Origin of the sequence: uncultured Chitinophaga sp., assembly GCF_902168175.1 — a bacterium.
GTDB lineage: Bacteria > Bacteroidota > Bacteroidia > Chitinophagales > Chitinophagaceae > Chitinophaga.
Window position 1 is genome coordinate 16893 of sequence record NZ_CABHOU010000059.1, and the last position, 23240, is coordinate 40132.

At 48.0% G+C, this 23240-nt stretch carries 21 protein-coding genes; 12 read left to right on the forward strand and 9 right to left on the reverse strand.

Annotated features, from left to right (window positions below):
• The first annotated feature begins 420 nt into the window (after window positions 1-420).
• Window positions 421-1749, forward strand: coding sequence for an adenosylhomocysteinase (gene ahcY, locus QZT80_RS12190; protein WP_295122119.1), 1329 nt, complete (start codon window positions 421-423; stop codon window positions 1747-1749).
• Window positions 1750-1854: 105 nt separating this feature from the next.
• A complete protein-coding gene (locus tag QZT80_RS12195; protein ID WP_295122121.1) occupies window positions 1855-2586 on the forward strand; it encodes a pyridoxine 5'-phosphate synthase in 732 nt (243 codons plus the stop codon).
• 76 nt (window positions 2587-2662) lie between these two features.
• Here QZT80_RS12195 and QZT80_RS12200 read toward each other — a convergent pair whose 3' ends face one another.
• The 7 genes from QZT80_RS12200 to QZT80_RS12230 form a co-directional block, all read right to left on the reverse strand.
• Entirely contained in the window at window positions 2663-4348 is a 1686-nt protein-coding gene (locus tag QZT80_RS12200; protein ID WP_295122123.1) for a hypothetical protein, read from the reverse strand.
• Window positions 4349-4359: 11 nt separating this feature from the next.
• On the reverse strand, window positions 4360-5136 hold the full coding sequence (locus QZT80_RS12205) for an ABC transporter ATP-binding protein (protein ID WP_295122125.1): 777 nt from the start codon (window positions 5134-5136) through the stop codon (window positions 4360-4362).
• A gap of 12 nt (window positions 5137-5148) precedes the next feature.
• Window positions 5149-6219 (reverse strand): type IX secretion system protein PorQ, encoded by a 1071-nt coding sequence (gene porQ / locus QZT80_RS12210; protein WP_295122126.1) that lies wholly within the window; start codon window positions 6217-6219, stop codon window positions 5149-5151.
• 862 nt (window positions 6220-7081) lie between these two features.
• Window positions 7082-9442: an endopeptidase La gene (gene lon, locus QZT80_RS12215; protein WP_295122128.1), complete on the reverse strand. Its 2361-nt coding sequence runs from the start codon at window positions 9440-9442 to the stop codon at window positions 7082-7084.
• Between the two features lie 258 nt (window positions 9443-9700).
• Window positions 9701-10312: a porin family protein gene (locus QZT80_RS12220; RefSeq protein ID WP_295122130.1), complete on the reverse strand. Its 612-nt coding sequence runs from the start codon at window positions 10310-10312 to the stop codon at window positions 9701-9703.
• A gap of 162 nt (window positions 10313-10474) precedes the next feature.
• On the reverse strand, window positions 10475-11386 hold the full coding sequence (locus tag QZT80_RS12225) for a hypothetical protein (protein ID WP_295122132.1): 912 nt from the start codon (window positions 11384-11386) through the stop codon (window positions 10475-10477).
• Between the two features lie 380 nt (window positions 11387-11766).
• Window positions 11767-13032 (reverse strand): metallophosphoesterase, encoded by a 1266-nt coding sequence (locus QZT80_RS12230; protein ID WP_295122134.1) that lies wholly within the window; start codon window positions 13030-13032, stop codon window positions 11767-11769.
• Window positions 13033-13362: 330 nt separating this feature from the next.
• On the opposite strand from QZT80_RS12230, the gene QZT80_RS12235 reads away from it, so the two are divergent.
• From QZT80_RS12235 to QZT80_RS12270, 8 genes are all read left to right on the forward strand, one after another.
• Window positions 13363-14184 (forward strand): AAA family ATPase, encoded by an 822-nt coding sequence (locus QZT80_RS12235; RefSeq protein WP_295122136.1) that lies wholly within the window; start codon window positions 13363-13365, stop codon window positions 14182-14184.
• Window positions 14168-15085, forward strand: a complete 918-nt coding sequence (locus tag QZT80_RS12240; protein WP_295122138.1) for a ParB/RepB/Spo0J family partition protein — start codon at window positions 14168-14170, stop codon at window positions 15083-15085. The genes QZT80_RS12235 and QZT80_RS12240 overlap by 17 nt, the downstream gene beginning before the upstream one ends.
• Window positions 15075-15797 carry a DUF5683 domain-containing protein gene (locus QZT80_RS12245; protein ID WP_295122140.1) on the forward strand — a complete coding sequence of 241 codons (723 nt, stop codon included), beginning with the start codon at window positions 15075-15077 and terminating at the stop codon, window positions 15795-15797. Before QZT80_RS12240 ends, QZT80_RS12245 begins: the two co-directional genes overlap by 11 nt.
• A 52-nt stretch (window positions 15798-15849) precedes the next feature.
• Window positions 15850-16566 (forward strand): 4-hydroxy-tetrahydrodipicolinate reductase, encoded by a 717-nt coding sequence (dapB, locus tag QZT80_RS12250; RefSeq protein ID WP_295122141.1) that lies wholly within the window; start codon window positions 15850-15852, stop codon window positions 16564-16566.
• 79 nt (window positions 16567-16645) lie between these two features.
• Window positions 16646-17059 (forward strand): Rrf2 family transcriptional regulator, encoded by a 414-nt coding sequence (locus tag QZT80_RS12255; protein WP_295122142.1) that lies wholly within the window; start codon window positions 16646-16648, stop codon window positions 17057-17059.
• A 124-nt stretch (window positions 17060-17183) separates the two neighbouring features.
• Window positions 17184-17918 carry a phosphoadenylyl-sulfate reductase gene (locus QZT80_RS12260; RefSeq protein WP_295122144.1) on the forward strand — a complete coding sequence of 245 codons (735 nt, stop codon included), beginning with the start codon at window positions 17184-17186 and terminating at the stop codon, window positions 17916-17918.
• Window positions 17919-17948: 30 nt separating this feature from the next.
• On the forward strand, window positions 17949-18854 hold the full coding sequence (cysD, locus tag QZT80_RS12265) for a sulfate adenylyltransferase subunit CysD (RefSeq protein ID WP_295122146.1): 906 nt from the start codon (window positions 17949-17951) through the stop codon (window positions 18852-18854).
• A gap of 21 nt (window positions 18855-18875) precedes the next feature.
• Window positions 18876-20123, forward strand: a complete 1248-nt coding sequence (locus QZT80_RS12270) for a GTP-binding protein (protein WP_295122148.1) — start codon at window positions 18876-18878, stop codon at window positions 20121-20123.
• Window positions 20124-20361: 238 nt separating this feature from the next.
• On the opposite strand, the gene QZT80_RS12275 is transcribed toward QZT80_RS12270, so the two are convergent.
• Window positions 20362-21306, reverse strand: a complete 945-nt coding sequence (locus tag QZT80_RS12275) for an L-threonine 3-dehydrogenase (protein WP_295122150.1) — start codon at window positions 21304-21306, stop codon at window positions 20362-20364.
• Window positions 21307-21496: 190 nt separating this feature from the next.
• Here QZT80_RS12275 and kdsA point away from each other — a divergent pair, with 190 nt between their 5' ends.
• Together kdsA and QZT80_RS12285 are read left to right on the forward strand one after the other, a co-directional pair.
• Window positions 21497-22312 carry a 3-deoxy-8-phosphooctulonate synthase gene (kdsA, locus tag QZT80_RS12280; RefSeq protein WP_295122152.1) on the forward strand — a complete coding sequence of 272 codons (816 nt, stop codon included), beginning with the start codon at window positions 21497-21499 and terminating at the stop codon, window positions 22310-22312.
• A 137-nt stretch (window positions 22313-22449) separates the two neighbouring features.
• Complete coding sequence (locus QZT80_RS12285) at window positions 22450-22836, forward strand: hypothetical protein (protein ID WP_295122154.1); 387 nt, start codon at window positions 22450-22452, stop codon at window positions 22834-22836.
• Window positions 22837-22988: 152 nt separating this feature from the next.
• Here the strand turns inward: QZT80_RS12285 and QZT80_RS12290 are convergent, their stop codons facing one another.
• A complete protein-coding gene (locus QZT80_RS12290; RefSeq protein ID WP_295122155.1) occupies window positions 22989-23210 on the reverse strand; it encodes a PspC domain-containing protein in 222 nt (73 codons plus the stop codon).
• Window positions 23211-23240: the final 30 nt, after the last annotated feature.

The following is a 23240-nucleotide window of genomic DNA, read 5'->3' on the forward strand; positions in this document are numbered from 1 at the left end:
GTCTTTCCTGCAACAGTTGGTACTTTGTGCCTATAAGTTGGAGAAATAACATGTGGAAATAATATGTAAAACAATAATTTCCACACCTAACAATAAGCAAATCTATATTATTTATAATATTAAAACAAATAAAACAGTAAATATTTTTCATATATCAGTTTGATAAGCAGGACTTAGGAATGAAGGCGCTAAATCGGCTATAGGGAAGGGCTTGACTTGCAGCGGTAATAGTGATGCAATATTCACAATTAACTACGGGGAAAGTAAATGATGGAGGCATGATCGTGCAACAATGCCTAAAAGTGGTAGCAAACGGCAATAACACCCTGAAAATCATTTTACTCAGGTTTAACAATTGTCCCAAACAAAACACTATGTCAAAAGTTAAAATAAAGGTAGATTTGCAAAAATTAATTAAGAATGTCTACCATTATTAAATCTAACATTGACTTTGACCTCAAATATAAGGTGAAAGATATGTCACTGGCCGAGTGGGGCCGTAAGGAGATTGAACTGGCAGAAGCAGAAATGCCCGGTCTGATGGCTATCCGCGAAGAATTTGGCCCGTCTCAGCCCCTTAAAAACGCCCGTATAGCAGGTTGCCTGCACATGACTATCCAGACTGCTGTGCTGATCGAAACCCTTGTTCACCTTGGTGCCGAGGTTAGGTGGAGCTCTTGCAATATCTTCTCTACCCAGGACCATGCCGCTGCTGCTGTTGCTGCTGCCGGTGTTCCGGTTTTCGCCTGGAAAGGTTTGAATGAAGAAGACTTTAACTGGTGTATCGAACAGACTTTGTTCTTCGGTGGTGCAGACCGTCCGTTGAACATGATCCTGGACGACGGTGGTGACCTTACCAACATGGTACTGGACACTTACCCTGAGCTGATCCAGCACATAAAAGGCCTGAGTGAAGAAACTACTACCGGTGTTCACCGCCTGTACGAAAGAATGAAGAACGGCACCCTCCCGATGCCGGCTATCAATATCAACGACTCCGTTACCAAATCTAAATTCGACAACAAGTACGGTTGCCGCGAATCCTGTGTAGATGCGATCCGTCGCGCTACAGACGTGATGATTGCCGGTAAAGTTGCTGTTGTTGCTGGTTTCGGCGACGTAGGTAAAGGTTCTGCTGAGTCACTGCGTGGCGCGGGCGCTCGTGTAATCGTTACTGAAATAGATCCGATCTGCGCACTGCAGGCCGCTATGGAAGGTTACGAAGTAAAGAAAATGTCTACTGCCGTTCAGGAAGCTGACATCATCGTTACTACCACCGGTTGCCGCGATATCATCACCGGCGAACACTTCAAAGCAATGAAAGATAAAGCGATCGTTTGTAACATCGGTCACTTCGATATCGAGATAGACGTTGCCTGGCTGAACAGCAACTATGGTAAAACCAAAGTTGAGATCAAACCACAGGTTGATAAATATACCATCGACGGTAAAGACATCATCCTGCTGGCCGAAGGCCGCCTGGTTAACCTGGGTTGCGCTACAGGTCACCCTTCTTTCGTAATGAGTAACTCCTTCTCCAACCAGGTACTTGCCCAGTTGGAAATTTGGACGAATACTGATAAATACGAAAACAAGGTGTATGTACTGCCTAAACACCTGGATGAGAAAGTTGCCCGCCTGCACCTGAAAAAAATCAGTGTAGAGCTGGACGAACTTACTACCGTTCAGTCTGAATACCTTGGTATCGCAAAAGCAGGTCCTTACAAACCTGATTATTATCGCTACTAGTAATGGCTTTACTATATCGTTTGAAAGCGGCTCCTTATGGTGCCGCTTTCTTTTTTTAAGGTGATTTTATTTCATCGTGGGCCAACAATACTTTAATTTTGCGGCATGACGAAGCTGAGTGTAAACATCAATAAGATTGCTACCCTGCGTAATGCCCGCGGCGGTAATCTTCCCGACCTGTTAAAAGTAGCAGCCGATTGTGAGCGTTTCGGAGCAGACGGCATTACAGTACACCCCCGCCCCGACGAGCGCCACATCCGTTACCAGGATGTAAGGGACCTTAAACCATTGGTGACCACGGAATTCAACATCGAAGGTTATCCCTCTAAAGACTTCCTCGACCTGGTGCTGGAAGTTAAGCCGGAGCAGTGTACCCTGGTACCTGACCCTCCAGGCGCCATTACATCCAATAACGGCTGGGACACCAAACAATACCAGACCTTCCTTAAAGATGTGATCAGCACGCTGAAGAATGCGGGTATTCGTGTATCCATCTTCCTGAACCCGGATGTTAAGATGGTGGAAGGCGCTAAATCTGCAGGAGCCGACCGTATCGAGCTATATACAGGCCCGTACGCCGAGGAGTATCACAACTCACTCACACAACCGCAGAATTTCGCCCTGTTCAACGATTATAAAAACACCGCAAAAACAGCCTCTGATATTGGGCTCGACATCAATGCAGGCCACGATCTAAACCTCGACAACCTGCGTTTCTTTAAACTGCATATTCCGCAGCTTAAAGAGGTATCTATCGGTCACGCCCTCATCTGCGATGCCTTGTACTTCGGGCTGGAGAATACCATTCAGCTGTATAAACGCCTGCTGGTAGATTAATTAGCTTATTGGTAAGGATTATAAGAAAAGGCGCGGTGTTGAACACCGCGCCTTTTCTTATACAGAAAGCGAAAACTTACTCCGCCTGATCGATCTTCACCCAGCCGGTATCCCGGTAATGACTATATATCAGCCAGGCCAGTACACCCGACAACACGATGAATATGTATAATATCGGCATGCTGTAAGTTGCAAAGTAGTGCATCCCACCGAAAAAGCCCGGTACAATCAGCATCACGATACCAATCACCCATTTGTTACTGCCCTGCTGCATATTCAGCTCCTTCGAAAACGGGAACTTCTTCAGGAACATCAAAGCAAAAACCAGGCATACCACGGTGATATTCACCAATGCCAGCACCAGGCTGGGTATTACCGCCGGCCCCCATACCCACAGAATGAAGGCGCAGATAACCATGTAATACGGAACAAAAAACTTAACCATGGCCGACTTGAAGGCTCCTGTCAGAACCTGCCCCGGATGCTCCAGCGGTGCGGTATAATACACCCAGGCCGATTTATACCTGGACGAATACACGAGATTGGAAATAGCCGTAATAAAGGCGAAGCAGCTCATATACAGCAGCACCAGGTACATCCTGGTTTCGGGCAGTTCCTGCCAAACCTTTCCTGGCTTTCCATTACCACCTCCTAATATCCAGTAAGCGAAATAGATGAACGCATAGGCAAGTGAAGGATATACCTTCAGCTTAAACTCCCTGCTGCGACCTGTTAACAGCCATACAACCTCAAACGCCATCTGCTCTGTTTTGCCCTTCGAAAACCATTTTGCCAGTGTGCGGTAACCCCGCTTTCTCCCCTGCTTTACCGCTTTTACAGGAGCCTCTGCCCCACTGCCCGACATCATACCAAGGCGCTTATTAAAACTTGGCGCTAACACCCGCACTACCAGCCACAGGCTTACCAGGGGAAGAATGATCTCCGCCGCCAGTAAACCAATATAAACAGCGCTCCATTTTCCTTCTGTAATAGCCACCCAGCCACCTGCAAACCACATTGGGGGCGCCAGGTAAAGGTATTTTTTCTGCATCAGGTCAATGTCCTTCAGCGTAGCACTGTTTACCAGCCTGGGCACCAGGTAATACATCGCAAATATGGCCACCGAAAATAAAATCTGCAGGTAATTAATGATCTCCTTAAAACGCTCGGGAGTGGTAATATGCAACACCGCCAGATACAACGCATTGATCAGGAAGATGCTGAATAATGTGAGTAACACGATCAGCAATACAAATGCCAATGCACCTGCAACACCGGCCTTAACTGCGAGGAAAATAAGTGCGGGCAGGGCCATGGGCACCACGATCTTTGATACGTGTATGAGAATGTGCAGTAACCGGGAAAGCAGTACTGTACGGTCGTTTACCGGCTTTGGCAGTAAGATGTAATTATCTTTTACGTCGATGAGTACATAGGTAAAGTCCGCTATCAGCGTAAGCGCAAGCATGGTCATAAAAGCGGCGCAGTATACGAACATAGGCAGTATCCAATCGTTGCCCAGCCCGAAAACAAAGAGGTAAAAGCAACCCATCAGGAACGATATCAGGAACAGGATAAACGATCCGCCCTTGCGGTCTTTCTTCGTTTGCTGCTGCCCACGTGTGAGGGTTAACGCATTAGGCCGCCTGTCATCCATCATCAGTTTTGTACGCAGGATGATAGTCAAATGCGGTATGCTGGCGCCCAGCTTTTCCCATAAAGGGCTAAAAAGCATTACGAGCTTTAGTAAAAACTTATTCATGCAACAACGGATTATTGCCCCAGGGCGTTAATGAAATCGTCAGCTACGCCGTGCAGGTCGTTATCGCCGGTAAGGTGCGCAAATATCTTTTCCAGGGTATCTCCTTCTGTTTGGCGTAACTCCTCGAAAGTGCCGTTGGCTACGATGGTGCCGTTGTTGATGAGGATAATGCGGTCGCTTACTTTTTCTACCACATCCATCATATGCGAGCAGTAAAAAATGGTTTTACCCTCTTTCTTCAGCAGCGACATAATTTCTTTTACGATGATCACTGCATTGGCGTCAAGACCACTAAGCGGCTCGTCCAGCACCACTATTTGCGGGTTGTGCATAAGACCGCTGATGATCAGCACTTTCTGGCGCATACCCTTGGAAAAGGTATCCATACGCTGGTCTTTGTTCTCAAACAATCCAAAGGCGGTCAACATTTTCACCGCGCGTTCGTTGATCTGCTCATCTTCCATATCATACAACTTGCCCGTAAACAGCAGGTATTCCATAGGGGTAAGCATATCATATATCTCGGCATTCTCGGGTATGTACCCGATTTGCCGTTTGATCTCAAGCGTATGTTCGCGCAGGTCGCGGCCAAGCACCGATACCTGGCCTTCAAAGTCGCTTAACAGGCCGATAAGCACCTTTACCGTAGTTGATTTACCGGCGCCGTTAGGGCCAATATAGCCGATGATCTGGCCAGGATATACATCCAGGTTAATACCTTTTAATACCTGTTTAGCGCCGTAGCTTTTATACAGGTTGCGGATGGAAATAATAGGCTGGGTATCCATACAATTGTTGTTTTACCACCCGATCTTATCCCCGAATGTTCCTAAGCCGGTCCATTGGTTAAGCGGGATATTTATACCAAAATGATTAAATGCGGTAGAATTCTGGTAGAACGAGCGGGCATACCGTAATTGTAGTCTGGCCACAATCACGCCCACACCGAACGAAAAACCACTCATCCCCTTTTGCTGCAACAGCGCCAGCTCCTGCCGGCGTAAATGATTATAAGCTGCGGTAAGCTCCACATGTTTGCCCACCGTAAACTGTGCGGCCAGCACAAAGTGCCGGAATACCTTGTCTACCGCGCCAGCGTTATTACTAAGCGTATCACCGTTCTCTATTACCTGCCCTTCTTCAAAACCAGGGTCGGCATAGTTAATATTGAATTGATAAATATGATGTAAAGTAGCGGAGAGTTGCAGTGGTACATGTTCCAGCTTTTTAGACACCCCCACCTGCAGGTCAAAAGGCAAGGGCTCTTTGTCATCCGCGCCATAACTTTTAAACTGGGCCCCCATATTCTTCGCCACCAGTCCAAGCTGCCAGCCGGTAGCCGTATCCCGGTATGCCAGTCCGAAATCGGCACTGAAACCACTGCTGCGGTATTGTTGGTAACGGGAGTGGATGTATTTCAAGGTTAACCCGTACTGCCAGCGTTCTTTATAAGTTCTTGACGCGGTTACCTGCCAGCTAAGGTCGCTGGGTTTAAAAGTGCCTTCAATATTGCCCGAGGCGTCGGTTTGGGTTATATTGCCATAGTTCACGAATTGCAGGCTGGTAGCAAAGGTGGTATTAATGGACGGAGCATGGTACCCAAACATCATATGACTATAATTTACCCCGGCGAAATAGCTGGCGTAATTTACCTGCAAATGGGTATGCATCGATGGACGTAATAAAGCCGGATTGAGTGTGGCGGCAGAAATATCCTCCGTTTGCATGGCCGCGTTCATATTGCCCAGCGCCGTTACCTGCGGCGAAAGCGGCAGATCGAGGAAAGAAAACACACTTTTACCGCCCAATACCTGCGCACGGGCCTGTAACAGAGAACATAAGCAAAAGAGAAGAACGGCGATTTTCTGCATACCCCTGCAAAATACGAAATGCGGAAGATGCTACGTGTGTTTTTTACAACCTGGGATTTGCTATATATACACCGGCAGATTGTCGGTACGACTGGTCAGAACAAAGCTAGTATACATCGTTGCCTCTCAAAACAAACACCAACAGCTATGTTAACACCGATATCCATCTACCCAAAACAAACACCAACAGCTAGGTTAACACCGCTCCCCATCTACCCAAAACAAACACCAACAGCTAGGTTAACACCGATATCCAAGCAACCCAAAACAAACACCAACAGCCATCTTAACACCGCTCCCCATCTACCCAAAACAAACACCAACAGTCATGTTAACACCGCCCCCATTTACTCAAAACAAACACCAACAGCCATCTTAACACCACTCCCCATCTACCCAAAACAAACTCCAATAGCCATGTTAACACCAACACCCACCAACCTCGAATCAAATACCAACAGCCATCTTAACACCGCTCCCCATCTACCAAAAACAAACACCAACAGCCATCTTAACACCAACACCCACCAACCTCAAATCCAACACCAACAGCCGTCTTAACACCAACACTCATCTACCCAAAACAAACACCAGCAGCCATCTTAACACCAACACCCACCTACCCAAACAAATACCAACAGCTATGTTAACACCGATATCCAAGCAAACTCAAAACAAACACCAACAGCCATCTTAACACCGACACCCACCAACCTCCAATCAAACACCGACTCCACGTTCATAAAAGAACGAAGCCGCCCTTCTCAGGACGGCTTCATATAAACCCTTAAAACAATCAACATAAGTCACTTTTTCAAGTAACGTACGTGCAGGTACTGCCATGACTGGCTGCAAATGCGTTCTACTTCTTTAATAACGCAGTTTCCAGCACTTGGTTCATTTGCTTCACATAATGAAACTTCAAACCTTTAATATAGTCAGGATTAATATCCCTGATGTCTTTCTCGTTCTGCCAGCAAAGAATGATCTCTTTAATACCAGCGCGTTTCGCTGCAAGGATCTTTTCTTTGATACCACCCACCGGCAACACCTGCCCGCGAAGGGTGATCTCGCCGGTCATAGCCAGGTACGGACGCACCTTGCGGCCTGTATATACCGACGCCAGCGCCGTAAGCATGGTGATGCCCGCACTCGGACCGTCTTTAGGAACGGCCCCTTCTGGTACGTGTACATGCACACTGCGGGTGGTAAACTTCTTCGGATCAATGTTGTATTCCAAAGCATTGGCCTGCAGATAGGTGAATGCCGTGGCGGCCGACTCTTTCATCACGTTACCGAGGTTGCCCGTCAGCTTCAGATCACCTTTGCCCTCGCTTAGGGTAGTTTCTATGAACAGGATGTCGCCACCAACGTACGTCCAGGCCAGGCCCACGGCCACACCTGGAGGATTGCCTACTTTGTAGATCTCGTTGGAATAACGGCTTTTGCCCAATATCTTTTCTATCTTCTCTTCAGTCATTACATCCGGCACTTCCTCTTCCAGCGCTACATCTTTGGCCAGCGAACGCATGATGGCGGCGAACTGGCGGTCCAGTTCACGCACACCGCTTTCGCGGGTATAGTCCTGGATGATTTTACTGATGATCGGGTTGCCGAATTTTGTTTTCAGGTTCTTTAAACCATGCGCTTCCTTCTGTTTGGAGATAAGGTGACGCTTCGCGATTTCCACCTTTTCTTCTATCGAATACCCGCTCAGGTCAATGATTTCTAACCTGTCGCGCAAGGCGTGAGGAATAGCAGCGAGGTTATTTGCAGTGGCAATAAACAATACCTTACTCAGATCGAACTCTGTTTCCAGGTAGTTATCGTAGAAGGAACCATTTTGCTCCGGATCTAATACCTCCAGCAAAGCCGAACTTGGATCGCCGCGGTGGTCGTTGCCCAGTTTATCGATCTCGTCCAGTATCATTACCGGGTTAGAGGATTTTATTTTACGCAGCGACTGCACAATACGGCCCGGCATAGCCCCGATGTAGGTTTTACGGTGACCACGGATCTCGCTTTCATCGTGTAAACCGCCAAGGCTCATACGCACGTATTTACGGCCGATAGAGCTGGCAATTGAGCGGCCCAGCGATGTTTTACCAATACCCGGAGGACCTACAAAACACAAGATGGGCGATTTCATGTCGCCTTTCAGTTTCAACACGGCCAGGTACTCGAGAATGCGTTCTTTAATGCGCTCCATACCATAATGATCGTGATCGAGTATCTTTTTTGCCTTTTTAAGATCGTAGCTGTCGCTTGTATACTCCTGCCAGGGCAGGTCCAGCAGCAGGTCGAGGTGGTTGTACACAACAGAATAGTCGGGGGTGGACGGGTGCATCCTTTCCAGTTTTTCTATTCCTTTGGTGAACAGTTCTTTAGCAGCATCCGTCCACTTTTTGCCTTCTGCCTTCCGCTTCATTTCCTTCACCTCACGGTCGTTGCTATCACCGCCCAGTTCCTCTTTAATAGACTTGAGCTGCTGTTGCAGGAAGTAATCGCGCTGCTGTTTATCCAGGTCGGCCTTGGTTTTATTAGCGATCTTATTTTTCAGTTCCGCCAGCTGCAGTTCGGTTTGCAGCAGTTTCAACAAGGCCTCGGCGCGTAAACGCAGGTTGTTGATCTCCAGCAATTCCTGCTTCTCTCTCAGATCGCTGTTCAGGTTCGACGATACGAAGTGGATAAGGAAAGAAGTATTTTCGATATTCTTCAGGATCAGGGAAGCCTCCGATGGCAGGTTGGGCGACAGGGCGATAATCTGGGCTGCCATATCCTTAATGGAAGATATATATGCCTCAAATTCCTGGTCTTCCTCATCAGATATTTCATCGAACAACAGTGTGTACTTGATTTTGAAGTACGGGTCTCTGGACACCAGCTCCTGTAGCGTAAAACGTTTACGGCCCTGGATGATGATAGTTGTCCCCCCGTCCGGCATCTTGATCAGCTTCACAATTTTCGCAATCGTACCTACAGCATGTAAATCCTCCAACTCGGGTTCCTCCACATTACTGTCTTTTTGTGCAATAACGGCTATCATTTTGTCAGCCTTATATGCATCATACACTGCCTTAATAGATTTATCACGACCCACGGTAATTGGTATCACTACACCCGGGAACAGCACAGTGTTCCGTAGCGGCAGCAATATAAGTTCCTGGGGTATCTTATCGTCGTCTGAATTTTCGCCATCTTCATTTAAGGGAATTATAGGCATGTATTCGACCATGTCATCCTCCGAATTCCCTAAATAAAATTTTTGTAGTTCCATATTCATTAGCTGAGGGACAATATGTCAGGTTTAGGTGCTTCTTGCCCGTCTTTTTTAGATATATAGTATATAGTCAAGTTTGATGCCAAGGTAAGCAAAGCCCTTTAATCAAAAAAGGAGAAAAATAACGTCCGGCCAAAATGACCGTCTGCTACTTTTCTCCGTCAGCTAATTACCCTTCCGGGGATTATGATAAGGAGTTTTTTATAATGTAAACCCTACACCCAATTGAATGGACTGATTTTTCCAGTTCTCCGAGTCAACAACACTACTTGCATTCCTGACATCCGTGAATCCTATAATGTATCGTGCACTAATGTTCACGATCGGCAACTGTATCCATAACCCGGCAACACCCGAAACCTCGCCACCATTAAAAGAATCGTCGATTCCTTTAAAAACGTTCTTATCACTTACCAGCGCACTAAACTGTGGGCCTACCTGTAATTTTATACGATTCGTACCAAGTGGAATATTTGCCAGGATAGGCACACTCAGGTAATTCATCTTAATTTTCTTGCCATCATTATCTTCCAGGTTATCCGGATTATAAGTTTCATCGAATGAAGAAGTCGTCTTAACAGTTCCCGACGAAAATACCAATTCACCCTGTACGCCGAAACCCTTGTGGAAGTTTATCTGGGCAAAACCACCAATGTGGTAACCGAGGTTGAATCCATCCTTGTACCCTTTACCATCCAGTTTACCAAGGTTGGCGCCTCCCTTTAAACCGAAATGAAGTAAGCCGCTTTGCGCGCTCGCGCTGGCAATAGTCATGAACATAAGGACCGCCAGCGAAAAAAGTTGTTTTTTCATAGTTTGATACTGATTAATGTGGTTACTATAGTTTGTAATCAATTGAGGTTCTTTTTCCTTGGACCAGACGTTTCGTCATAGACGATACCCCTATTTAACTGCTAATAAATCAATTTATTGCAGTTATGTTAAGGAAGTGTTACAAAATGCGTGCTAAAAACCTTAGAAGGTATAATTTACCGATGCAGAGAAGTAGCCGAACAGGCTTTTATCATCGCCTTTAAGTGGCTGAAATACAATGTAAGAAGGGGCGATCGTCAGCTTTTTATACATGTACGAAACACGGAGCGAAACGTCTACCGCGCGGGGTTCAAATTTTGTATCAAGAATAGTTTCTTCGTCACTTAATCGGTTTATATACCGGCGTATTTGTTTGCTGCGCGTGAGGTACTGACCCGCTTTGAGATTACTGTAATAGTTAGCCGTGCCCGCGGTGATGGCCATTATCGGGATAATCATCAGGGCATCATGCTCGCAGGTAAGTTCGGGGAAAATAAAAGTATGCCTTACATCCAGCATCATATTAAAATCACTGCCGGTTATATCACGGTTAAAAAACCGGTTGATCTTTACCGTACGTTTTCCCCATCCATAATCCAGTATCAATCCCGGCTCCAGCCACCACTTACGGTAAAGGAAGTACGCAAACATTTCGTTTTGGATAGGCGTAAAGGGCATGTCGCTCGAATCGGCATAGATATACCGTGTGTAATTGATACCGGTGATGAGCTGCCTGTTTTTCGTGTAGTCGTAGCCTACAGACAGATCGGTTTCAAAAAGCGGCTTTTGCGTGGCGTTAAACATGTAATAGGTAGCAATGCTCGCGAACGCGCCGGATTTATGATAATAAGAAAGAGAAGGGGAAATGAAAGGTTTTAGCACGATGGGCCTCACCACATCTACTTTTTTTCCACCATATGCAGGATTGTTACCATAACTAAGAGACACCATAAACTCACTTTTCTCCTGCGCATTAAGCAAAGAGTCGAGCTGCCGTTGAATATCGGCCAAACCTTGTGCAGAAACGCGGAAGGTGGTCAGCAGCAATATAAAGACAAGACAGCGGTGTCGCATAATGGTGTTTACAGATATGCAATATAGCCGTTTAGCCGCAATTAACAAGGAGTGCCGGCCGGGTGCATCGGGATGACCTTTGTTAAGGCACCGTAGCTGCGTCCTGGCTATATCCTTCGAGGATCGTTGCTGAAACCTTGCTGAAAATCAGGTGTTTGTTGCTGATTTGTTGCTGTGACCCTGCTGAAACGCTGCTAAAAATGCCTGTTTGTTGCTGATTTGTTGCTGAAACCTTGCTAAAACTCAAGCTGGATGGCAACATTTAGCCAGGATACAGCAAGGATCCACGAATGATCCTCGTTCTATCGCCCATCAAAGGACCGGCCGCTGAAGGGTGTGACACAACGGCGGCCGATCAGTGAACGGATGCCCGTTCCCTGTTATGCTAAATCAATCACGGTAATTTCCGGGAGTATGCCTACCCTGCCGGGGTAACCCAGGAAACCGAAGCCCCTGTTTACATAAAGTTTCTGCTGCCCGTCCTGGTAAAGGCCGGCCCATTGTTTATAGAAGTACTGGGAAGGGCTCCATTTGAATTTCGGGATCTCTATTCCGAACTGCATGCCATGGGTGTGGCCCGACAGCATCAGGTTTACATCCGGGTACTCTTTGCGTACCTGCGCGTCCCAATGGGAGGGGTCGTGCGACATCAGTATTTTAAAAGGGATGTTTTCGGTACCGGCGTGCGCCTTTGTCATATCGCCGAAGCGGGGGAAACGGGCGTTGGCGCTCCAGTTTTCGATACCCAGCAGGGCAATCTGTTCGCCATTACGCTCGAACACCGTATGTTCGTTCAACATCAGCTTCCAGCCCATTTGAGCGTGTATACCTTTGAGTTGTTTCAGGTTATCGGCCTTCATAGCGCTATAGTGGTCGCCATCGAAGTCGGGCCAGGGATAATAGTCGCCATAGTCGTGGTTACCCAATACAGAGTAAATGCCCATAGGGGCTGTCAGGCGACTAAACACATCCTGGTACTCCTTCATTTCCATGGCGCGGTCGTTCACCAGGTCGCCGGTAAACAAAATCAGGTCGGGCTTTTGGGCCAGTATCATATCTACCCCCTTTTCCACCGCGGCTTTATCCTGGAAACTACCCGAATGGATATCCGAAATTTGCACGATGCGCAGTCCCCGGAACGAAGAGGGCAGGTTTTTGAAGTTGAGCTTCAGTTTACGGACGTGGTAATTATATTTATTAGAGAAACCGTAGATAAGCGTAGCCACCAGTCCGCCCCCTAAAGCCAGACCGGCCTTCGACAAAAACTGTGAACGGGTAATACCCTTGCGAAACCCTTCGGTACCAATATTTTCGGTAGCGGCCGACCGGAAAAAGCCGGCAATCCAGAGGATGAGCCTGCGAAGATCATCGATAGCCAGGAATAGCACCACGATAAGTTTAGCGAATAATATGGCGATGATGATGGTACGCACATAAGTGAGCAACACCGGGCTGGTTTCCGGCAGGAACCGGTAAGTGGCCGCCAGCACTAATATAGTACCCGACACCAGCCAGTAAACAAGGTTGGCGATAAAGCGCGTGCGCGGTGCGGCACCGGCAAAAGCAGTTCTTACAGCGAAAAACACGTAAATATCAACAATCAGTAAGAAGAACACCATGAAGAAATAGCCAGATCCGGATCGCATAACAAGTATTATCTATTATATTAATTTAAGTTGCAAAGGTACGGCAAGCAAACCTGTTCATTCTGAAGACGATTGCCCTGCCTGTAAATTGTAAATGGTGGAAAAAATATTAGCCCCTGATAATGAAATACTTGTATCTTTCCCACGTTAAATAAAGGCCCAACTTTAACATTTTTACAACCCACAGGCCTTTTATCCTCTGTGAATAAATAAATGTTTTGGCTGCCCTTATTTAAGGGTATTCGTTGTAATTTTGCCCGATTAGGTATGTTAAAAGGCGACAATTACTATAATTTATCCTATTTTAACCTTTGAATTCAGACAAAAACAATGGCAAGAACAATTGCAATAGCCAATCAGAAAGGCGGCGTGGGTAAAACTACCAGCGCCATTAACCTGGCCAGCAGCCTGGCTGTATTGGAATTTAAAACATTGCTGGTGGATGCGGACCCGCAGGCCAACAGTACTACAGGTCTTGGTTTTGACCTGCGTAACATTACGCAGAGCCTCTACGACTGTATGGTGAACGATGCGCAGGCGAAAGACGTGATTTTGGAATCGGACACCCCGAACCTGAAAGTACTGCCTTCACACATCGACCTGGTGGGCGCCGAACTGGAACTGATCAACCACCCGAACAGGGAAAAGGTGATGAAACAGATTATTGACCCGGTTAAGGACGACTACGATTTTATTATCGTGGACTGCTCTCCTTCCCTTGGTCTGATTACTGTGAACGCCCTGGTTGCTTCCGACTCAGTGATCATCCCCGTTCAGTGTGAGTTCTTTGCATTGGAAGGTTTAGGTAAGTTATTGAATACTATTAAGATAGTTCAGAGCAGGCTTAACACCGAACTGGAAATCGAAGGTATCTTAATGACCATGTACGATGGCCGTTTACGCCTGAGCAACCAGGTGGTAGACGAGGTGAAACAACATTTCGAGGAAAGCGTATTCAACACCATCATTCACCGTAATACCAAACTTGGCGAGGCCCCCAGCTTCGGTAAGTCGGTTATTATGTATGATGCGGCCAGCACAGGAGCGATCAACTACCTGAACCTGGCGAAAGAGATCCTGCAAAAACACAATTTCACAAAAATAAAATCAGAGGATAAGATCCTGGCTATAAACGATGACCAATCCGAATAAGAAAGAGGCGCTAGGTAAAGGTATCCGTTCGTTGTTGCAGAACATCGACACAGACCTGAAGCAAACATCCAATGCGTTGGGAGAACAGGTGGTTGCCCAGGCTACCGGTATTGAGCGCATTCCGCTTGATCAGATCGAGGTAAACCCTAAACAACCGCGCCGCGACTTTGATGAGCAGGCTTTACAGGAGTTAAGCCACTCTATCAAGTTGCATGATATTATTCAGCCCATCACCGTAGCCAGGGTAGGTAAGAAGTTCCAGCTCATTTCCGGCGAACGCCGTATGCGCGCCAGCAAAATTGCCGGTCTGAAGGACATTCCAGCCTACATCCGCCAGGTTAACGACCAGGAATTACTGGAACTTGCCCTGCTGGAGAACCTCCAACGCGAAAACCTTAACGCAATTGAAATAGCCCTCAGCTACAAACGCCTGATGGACGAGTGTACACTCACCCAGGAAGAAGTAGCCGACCGTATGGGCAAAGAAAGAAGCACCGTTACCAACTATATCCGCCTGCTTAAACTGCCACCAGACATCCAGGTTGCGGTACGCAGCGGTAAAATAAGCATGGGTCACGCCCGCGCACTCATTGGCATCGAGAACGTAGAGAAACAACTCTTCATTTTCGGTGAAGTAATGAAAGATGGTTTGTCGGTTCGCCAAACCGAAGACCTGGTGCGTAAGGTTACCTATATTGAAAAAGGTAACGTTAAGAAACCAGCTAAAAGCACCCTCCCCCCTCCTTACCAGAAAATCGAAGATAACCTGGCCACCCACTTTTCTACCAAAGTGAAACTGGACAGGAGTAAGGCAGGGAAAGGCAGCATTCTCATTGAGTTCTATTCAGATGAAGAACTGGATGCGATCCTTGAAAAAATTGAACTTTACGGTGGAAAATAACGTGGGGAAAATAACCTTGTTCTCCTGCTGTTTCCTGTTACTGGTGATACTGGTAACGGGGCCGGCCGTTTCCCTGCACGCGCAAACGCGCGATACGAGCAGCGCGGCGGCCAGGCAGTTAGCGCAGGACAGGCTAATCATCACCACTGCCGATTCGGCTAAAACAATGACCGCGGCCGAACAGAAAGACTCCATCGTGATCGATACCAAACACGAACACGATCCGCGTAAAGCAGCCTTCTACTCCGCCGTACTGCCCGGCATGGGCCAGATCTACAACCGCGAGTACTGGAAACTGCCGCTGGTATACGGCGCCCTTGGCGTATCGGCCGGCGTGTTTATCTGGAACATGGATAACTACCGCACCTTCCGCGACGCGTACCGCGTACGTATGGCCAATGCAGACAATCCAAACTTCACCGACGAGTGGACACAGAAGAACTACGATGCAGCCGACCTTAAATACCTCCGCGATGCCTACCGCCAATACGTAGATTATTCCGTACTGGTGTTTGTAGCCGCCTACGCGCTCAACATCGTGGATGCCACCGTGTTCGCGCACCTCAAGCAGTTCGACATGAGCGACGATCTGAGTATGCGCATCAGTCCCAAAGTGTTCGACAACCGCGCTTTAGGCCTGAGCATGACGTTCCAGCTGGGAAAACAGAACAAGAAAAAATATAAGCAGTCCCTGTTCGCACTTAGCAAATAGGACTGTATCCATATCACTCCCCCTTATCTATTCCAACACACAATCAATAGCCATGAAGATAGCACTTATAGGATACGGCAAAATGGGCCAGGCCATCGAACAGATCGCCATTGCTAAAGGACATGAAATATCGCACAAAGTAGACCTGAACAGCCAGCACCTGCTGGATAAGGAAAGCCTGCAAACAGCCGATGTAGCCATCGAATTTACTACGCCCGAAACGGCAGTAAGCAATATCCTCAAGTGCTTCGATGCTAATGTGCCCGTGGTATGCGGCACCACTGGCTGGCTCGACCACATGCCGGAAGTAACAGCCTCGTGCCTCGAAAAACATCAGGCATTTCTGTATGCGAGCAACTTCAGCATCGGTGTAAACATCTTCTTCGAACTGAATAAAAGACTGGCCGAGTTAATGGGCCCGCATGCCGATTACAACGTGCAGATGGAAGAAATTCACCATACCGCTAAAAGAGATGCACCAAGTGGTACCGCTATCACCCTGGCAGAAGAGATCCTCGCCAACAATGCCCGTAAAAAAGGCTGGGTAAATGAGGGTACGCACGCTGCCGACCAGCTGGGCATCGTCAGCAAACGTATCGATCCGGCCCCGGGTACACACATCATCAACTATACTTCCACAATCGACGATATTACGATCATCCACACCGCTCACAGCCGCCAGGGCTTCGCCGCCGGCGCGGTTACAGCGGCCGAATGGCTGAAAGATAAAAAAGGCATCTACACCATGAAGGACGTGCTCAACCTCTAAGCGCGTAATTCCCTGTCTGCCTTTTTCCATATATTTGCATAAGTGTCCCGTTTGGGAATGCAAACAACGCTGTTACATTATGTTATCAAAAAAGACTCAATATGCGTTTCACGCATTGGTTCATTTGGCTGAGAATATGGATAAAGGTCCGGTACTGATATCGGAAATCGCTTCTGAAAAGAATATTTCTATCAAATTCCTGGAAAATATCCTCCTGGAGTTGAAGAATGCCGGCATATTGGGTAGTAAAAAAGGCAAAGGCGGAGGTTATTACCTCCTGAAGCAACCGAAGGAAATTGCGATGGCGCGGATTATCCGCCTGCTCGACGGTCCTATCGCCCTGCTGCCCTGCGTAAGCCTCAACTATTACGAGCGCTGCGATAACTGTAAGGACGAAGCCGTTTGTGGCCTGCACGATGTGATGAGCCGGGTGAGGGACGCGAGCCTTAAAATACTGGAAAACAAGACGTTAAAAGATATTATTACAAAATAACCGCTCCCCGGGGAGTACCAGGAAGGAGAAGCAGCCGCTTCTCCTTTTTTTATGCCCAGTAAAACTTAGTCTATCTTTTATATAGGATTTATGTATTTTTGCAGTCAAGGTTTAAGGAAGTTACATGGAAGAGATCAAGAAGATGCTGGCCCAGACTGAAGATATTGCATCGGGCCTGAGATTGCTGACGGAAGAGTTTCCCGGGAAAGTGGCTTTTTCCACTTCGTTCGGGCAGGAAGACCAGGTTATTGCGGACATCATTTGGCGCAATGACTTGCCTATCAGGGTTTTTAGCCTTGATACGGGACGGTTGTTCCAGGAAACATACGACCTGATGGATCTCACGAAAGCCAGGTACAAGAAGGACATAGAGATCTTTTTCCCCGAAACCGCAGACGTGGAGCGTATGGTACGCGAAAAAGGGATGAACAGTTTTTACGATTCGGTGGAAAACCGGAAAGAGTGCTGTTTCATCCGTAAGGTGGTACCACTTAACAGGGCGCTCGAAGGTGTGAAAGTATGGATAACCGGCCTGCGGGCGGAGCAATCCGACAACAGGCAGGGTATGGAAGCCCTGGAGCTGGATGAAAGCAGGCAGCTTTTAAAATACAATCCCCTTATAGAATGGTCGTACAGCGACGTACTTGCCCATCTCGAAAAATTCAATGTGCCTTACAACAGGCTGCACGATAAAGGTTTTATCAGCATTGGCTGCGCACCATGTACCAGGGCGATAGAACCAGGCGAACACCCACGGGCCGGCAGATGGTGGTGGGAAGCGTCTAAAAAAGAGTGCGGACTGCATAGTCACTCCAATACGCAAGAGCAGATCATACAAACACCCGCGGGCTCCAGGTAAGCTACGCGGCACGGTAACTAAACTATCGATATGAACAGTATTCAATGGCAATTTCCACGGGCGCTGGAAGATGAAGCGATCTACATTCTAAGAGAAACCGCCGCCCAGTTTGAGCGTCCGGCTATTTTGTTTTCAGGTGGTAAAGATTCTATTACCATTGTGCGTTTAGCGCAAAAAGCATTTTATCCGGGTAAAATCCCCTTCCCTCTTTTACATATCGATACCGGTCATAACTTCCCGGAAACTATCCAGTTTCGCGACTGGCTGGTTGAAAAACTGGGGCTGGAACTGATCGTCCGTAATGTACAGGACAGCATTAACCAGGGCAAAGTGAAGGAAGAATCAGGTAAATACGCCAGCCGTAACGCCCTGCAAACCGTTACCCTGCTCGATGCCATTGAGGAACTGAAGTTCGACGCCTGCATAGGCGGCGCCCGCAGAGACGAAGAAAAGGCCCGCGCCAAAGAACGCATCTTCTCCGTTCGCGACGAATTCGGCCAGTGGAACGCTAAGATCCAACGCCCCGAGCTGTTCGATATGCTGAACGGTAAAATCAATATCGGCGAAAACGTACGCGTGTTCCCCATCTCTAACTGGACGGAACTGGACGTTTGGAACTACATCCGTGAAGAAAAACTTGAAATACCCACCATCTACTTCTCCCACGAAAGAGAGATCATCGAGCGCGATGGCATGTACTGGCCATTCTCTCCCTATCTCAACACCACCGAAGAAGAAAAGCCTTTCCGCTCTAAAGTGCGTTTCCGCACCGTAGGCGACATGACCTGCACCGCCGCCGTACTGTCTGAAGCCGACCAGCTTGAAGACATTATTGCCGAGATCATGGAAGCGAAGATTTCCGAAAGAGGTGCCAGGATCGACGATAAACGCTCCGAAGCAGCCATGGAAAAACGCAAACAGGCAGGTTATTTTTAATTCATTTCTCAAATTCAGATCATGGACGTTTTACGTATAACCACTTCCGGTAGTGTAGATGATGGCAAAAGCACACTTATAGGCCGATTACTGTACGATACCAAATCGATCCCCCAGGATAAAATGGAAGCGTTGCACGCCGCCAGCAAACGCAAAGGTCTCGACTTTACCGACCTTTCGCTGCTTACCGACGGGCTTATCGCCGAACGTGAACAGGGCATCACGATAGACGTGGCGCACATCTACTTTTCCACCCCCAACCGCAAATACATTATTGCCGATACACCCGGCCATTTCGAATATACCCGTAACATGGTAACCGGTTCGTCTACCGCCCAGGTGTCGCTCATTCTCATCGATGCGCGCAAAGGCATAGTGGACCAAACTTACCGTCACTACTTCATCGCCAACCTCCTGCGCATTAAACACCTGGTGGTATGCGTAAACAAAATGGACCTGGTAGATTACAGCGAAGAGCGTTTCTCCGAGATCGTGGACGATTTTAAGCAACTGACCACCCAGGCGGCGTTTAAAGGCCAGGAAGTGAAGTTCATTCCCGCATCTTCCCTGTACGGCGAAAACGTAGTGAGCAAAAGCGACAAGATCAACTGGTATGATGGTCCCACCCTGCTCGATTACCTGGAGCAGATCGACTTTGGCCATGATGAGAAGGAACTGCCTGCCCGTTTCCCGGTACAGTACGTGATCCGTCCAAAATCCGAGCAGTTCCACGACTTCCGTGGTTTTGCCGGTAAAATTGCCAGCGGCAGTTTTAAAGTGGGCGACGAGGTGGTATCACTCCCCTCCCTGCACAAAAGCAAAATCAAATCCATCGAGAAGTTCGAAACACAACTGAACGAGGCACATGCCCGCGACAGTGTGGTGATTACGCTCGAGAACGAAATAGATGTGAGCCGTGGCAACCTGCTGGTAAAAGCCGGCCAGGAACCCGAAGCGAAGAAAGAAATTACCGCGCAGGTGTGCTGGATGGACCAGACAAAACTGGTAGCCGGCAAAACATACCTGCTGCAGCATGGCATAAACCGCGTGAAAGCCAAAGTGGCCAACATTCACTCCGTAGTGGAAGTAACCACCCACCGTACCCGCGAAGATGTAAATGAACTGGGCCTGAACGATATGGGGAAAATCACCCTTAAAACCGCCAGCCCGATATTTGCAGACGCATACATACAAAACCCGGCCAATGGCTCGTTCATACTGGTTGATGAGTTTAGCAACTCCACCGTGGCCGTAGGTTTCGTAGAATAACGCACCCCATTTTATCAACTATAATCGAAAAGGAAGACGTACTGTCTTCCTTTTTTAATTTGGGGGAAACCAGCGGTGGAACTGTGATTGAGCCGCCGTTGTGTCACTCCCTTCAGCGGTTGAAACAACACTGGGCAACCTGGGTTATTCCCATCGTGGCGGTGTATACACCGCCCAACTGCAACAAAAAAGAGCAGGCCTTCGCCTGCTCTCTCATCTTCAAATCTGTATGGATGGTTTACTTCTTCAAATTCTTCAGCATATCCACCGTCATCTTCTCCAGGTCGTACTCTGGCTTCCAGCCCCACTGTTCGCGGGCAGCGCTGTCGTCCATACTCTGTGGCCAGCCGTCGGCGATCTGCTGACGGTAGTCGGGTTCGTAGCTGATGGTGAAATCAGGGATGTGTTTTTTGATTTCGGCTGCGATCTCTTTAGGGGAGAAACTCATGCCGGAAAGGTTGTATGCAGAGCGGATGCCGATCTTCGATGAATCGGCCTCCATCAGTTCGATAGTGGCGCGGATAGCGTCGGGCATGTACATCATGGGCAGATAGGTGTCTTCGCGCAGGAAACACTCGTATTTGCCCTCTTCCAGGGCTTCGTGGTATATTTCCACGGCGTAGTCGGTAGTACCACCGCCCGGGGCCGATTTGTAGCTGATAAGGCCGGGGTAACGAAGGCTGCGTACGTCGATACCATAACGGTGATTGTAGTACTCGCACCAGCGTTCGCCCGCGAACTTACTGATACCGTAAATGGTGGTAGGTTCGATGATCGTATGCTGTTCGGTGTTCTCTTTGGGTGAATTAGGACCGAATACGGCGATAGAACTGGGCCAGTAGATTTTGTCCAGGCCTTCTTCCTTCGCAATGTCCAGCACGTTCAGCAGGCTTTGCATGTTGATATGCCAGGCCAGCAGCGGGTTCTTTTCGCCGGTGGCAGATAAGATAGCGGCCAGCAGGTAAACCTGTGTAATATTATGACGGATTACCAGTACGTGCAGCATTTCCTTGTTCATCACATCCAGCGACACATAGGGGCCGCTGCCCTTCAGCAACTCATGTTCTTCGCGCAAATCGGAGGCCACCACGTTCTGATCGCCATACATTTTGCGCAACGCCAGTGTTAATTCAACTCCTATCTGGCCGCAGGCACCGATTACAAGGATCTTATCTTTCTTCATTTTTAAAAGTTAATGGGCAAATTTAGTTTGTTGGATGTAATATTAGCCGCTTCCTGAAAATATCCGATCTATGTCATTAAACCCATGACAATATGATAACAATGTGGCTGGCAGATGTTTCAATCCGGGATCTTTTTATCATCCCTTTGCCACGCTTCCGCTTTAAAGCTTAATTCCGTTATTTTGCAGTATGAAAACGTTAAAAGCATTACTGAAAGACCAATATAACCCGGACAACTTCTTCCTCATTGCAGGCCCCTGCGTGGTAGAAAGCGAGGAATTGCTGAACACCGTGGCCGAAAAAGTATCCGCCATCTGTAAAAAGCTCAACATTCCTTATGTATTTAAGGCTTCTTACCGCAAAGCGAACCGCACCAGCATCAACTCTTTTACAGGTGTGGGCGATGTGGAAGCCCTGGAACTGTTGCAGAAAACCGGCGAAAAATTCAACCTTCCTGTTACATCCGATATTCACTCTGCAGCCGAAGCTGCTATGGCCGCTGCTTATGTAGACGTGCTGCAGATCCCTGCTTTCCTTTGCCGCCAAACCGACATCCTGGTGGCAGCAGCGGAAACCGGCAAAGTGGTAAACGTGAAAAAAGGCCAGTTCCTGAGCGGCGAATCCATGAAATTCGCGGTAGAAAAAGTGAAAGGCGCAGGCAACGAGCATGTAATGCTCACCGAACGGGGTACTACCTTCGGCTACCAGGACCTGGTGGTGGATTACCGTAACATCCCCATCATGAAACAACAGGGCTGCCCGGTGATCATGGACTGTACGCACTCGCTGCAACAGCCTAATCAAACCAGCGGCGTTACCGGTGGTAACCCTCAAATGATCAGCACCATCGCCAAGGCAGCTATTGCTACAGGCGCCGATGGCCTGTTCATCGAAACCCACCCCGACCCTGCCTGCGCACTGTCAGACGGCGCTAATATGCTCCGCCTCGATTTGCTGGAAGGTTTGCTGGAAGAACTGGTAAGGATCAGGCAAGCAGTGAGATAAGCATCTTTCAACTGATAATATGGCCGGGGGTAACTCCCCGGCTTTTTAATTTCCAGGTGTCATCCAAAGTGACAGCGCCGTATTTCAACCCAAAGTAATTTTTCGTATATTCAGGTTGCACTAAACCATTTTACGTTATGATCCAGTTATCAGAATGCAGAGTAACCGACCGGGTAATAGTGAAAAACGAGGGGCAGTTGATGGAAGGCACCATTCTCGAAGTTAACCACGACGACAAACAGGTATGCGTGCTTACCAATGAGCAGCAGGAATTCTGGTATCCCCTGGAAGAAATTTTCCCCATCGTCCTGAACGACCAGGAACTGGCGAGGCTGAAGTTCCAGGAAGAGGCGCAGGACAATGGCGAGCGCCTGTTCGTAAGGGGGCCATTTTCGGTAAAATTCTATGGAAACGACCGTTTAGAGCTGGTATACCGTGATGAAACGCGCGACATCCAGGGGCCTATCACCGTTCACCAGTTGCAGAACCACTACGAACGGATGACCAAGGTGCACCTTGAGTAGTATTTCCTGAACATTAAGGGTAAAAATGTTTTCCGGCAGGCTACTGCCGGTATGGGAATGCTATTAATATTTCTCAGGACTTACAGGCAGAAAAAGATACTCCGGGCAGCGGAACTACCGGGCATGGGGAGTTATTGCACTGATTGTCAGGGCTAGAGATAGCGCAGCGGGTTACGACGGCCTTTAGTGATGTAATTCTTCATGTTCACCCAAAAAGCGAGGATCATGTAGATAATCACCGGGGAGCCCACGGTAAGAAAGCTGGTGTAGATAAAGAACAGGCGGATCCTGGAGGTGGCGACTCCAAGTCGGGCCCCTATGGCTGTGCATACGCCAAAGGCCTGCCATTCCATAAAGTCTTTTAAACGGTTCATATATCAAATTTATCCTAATTATTTCTGAAA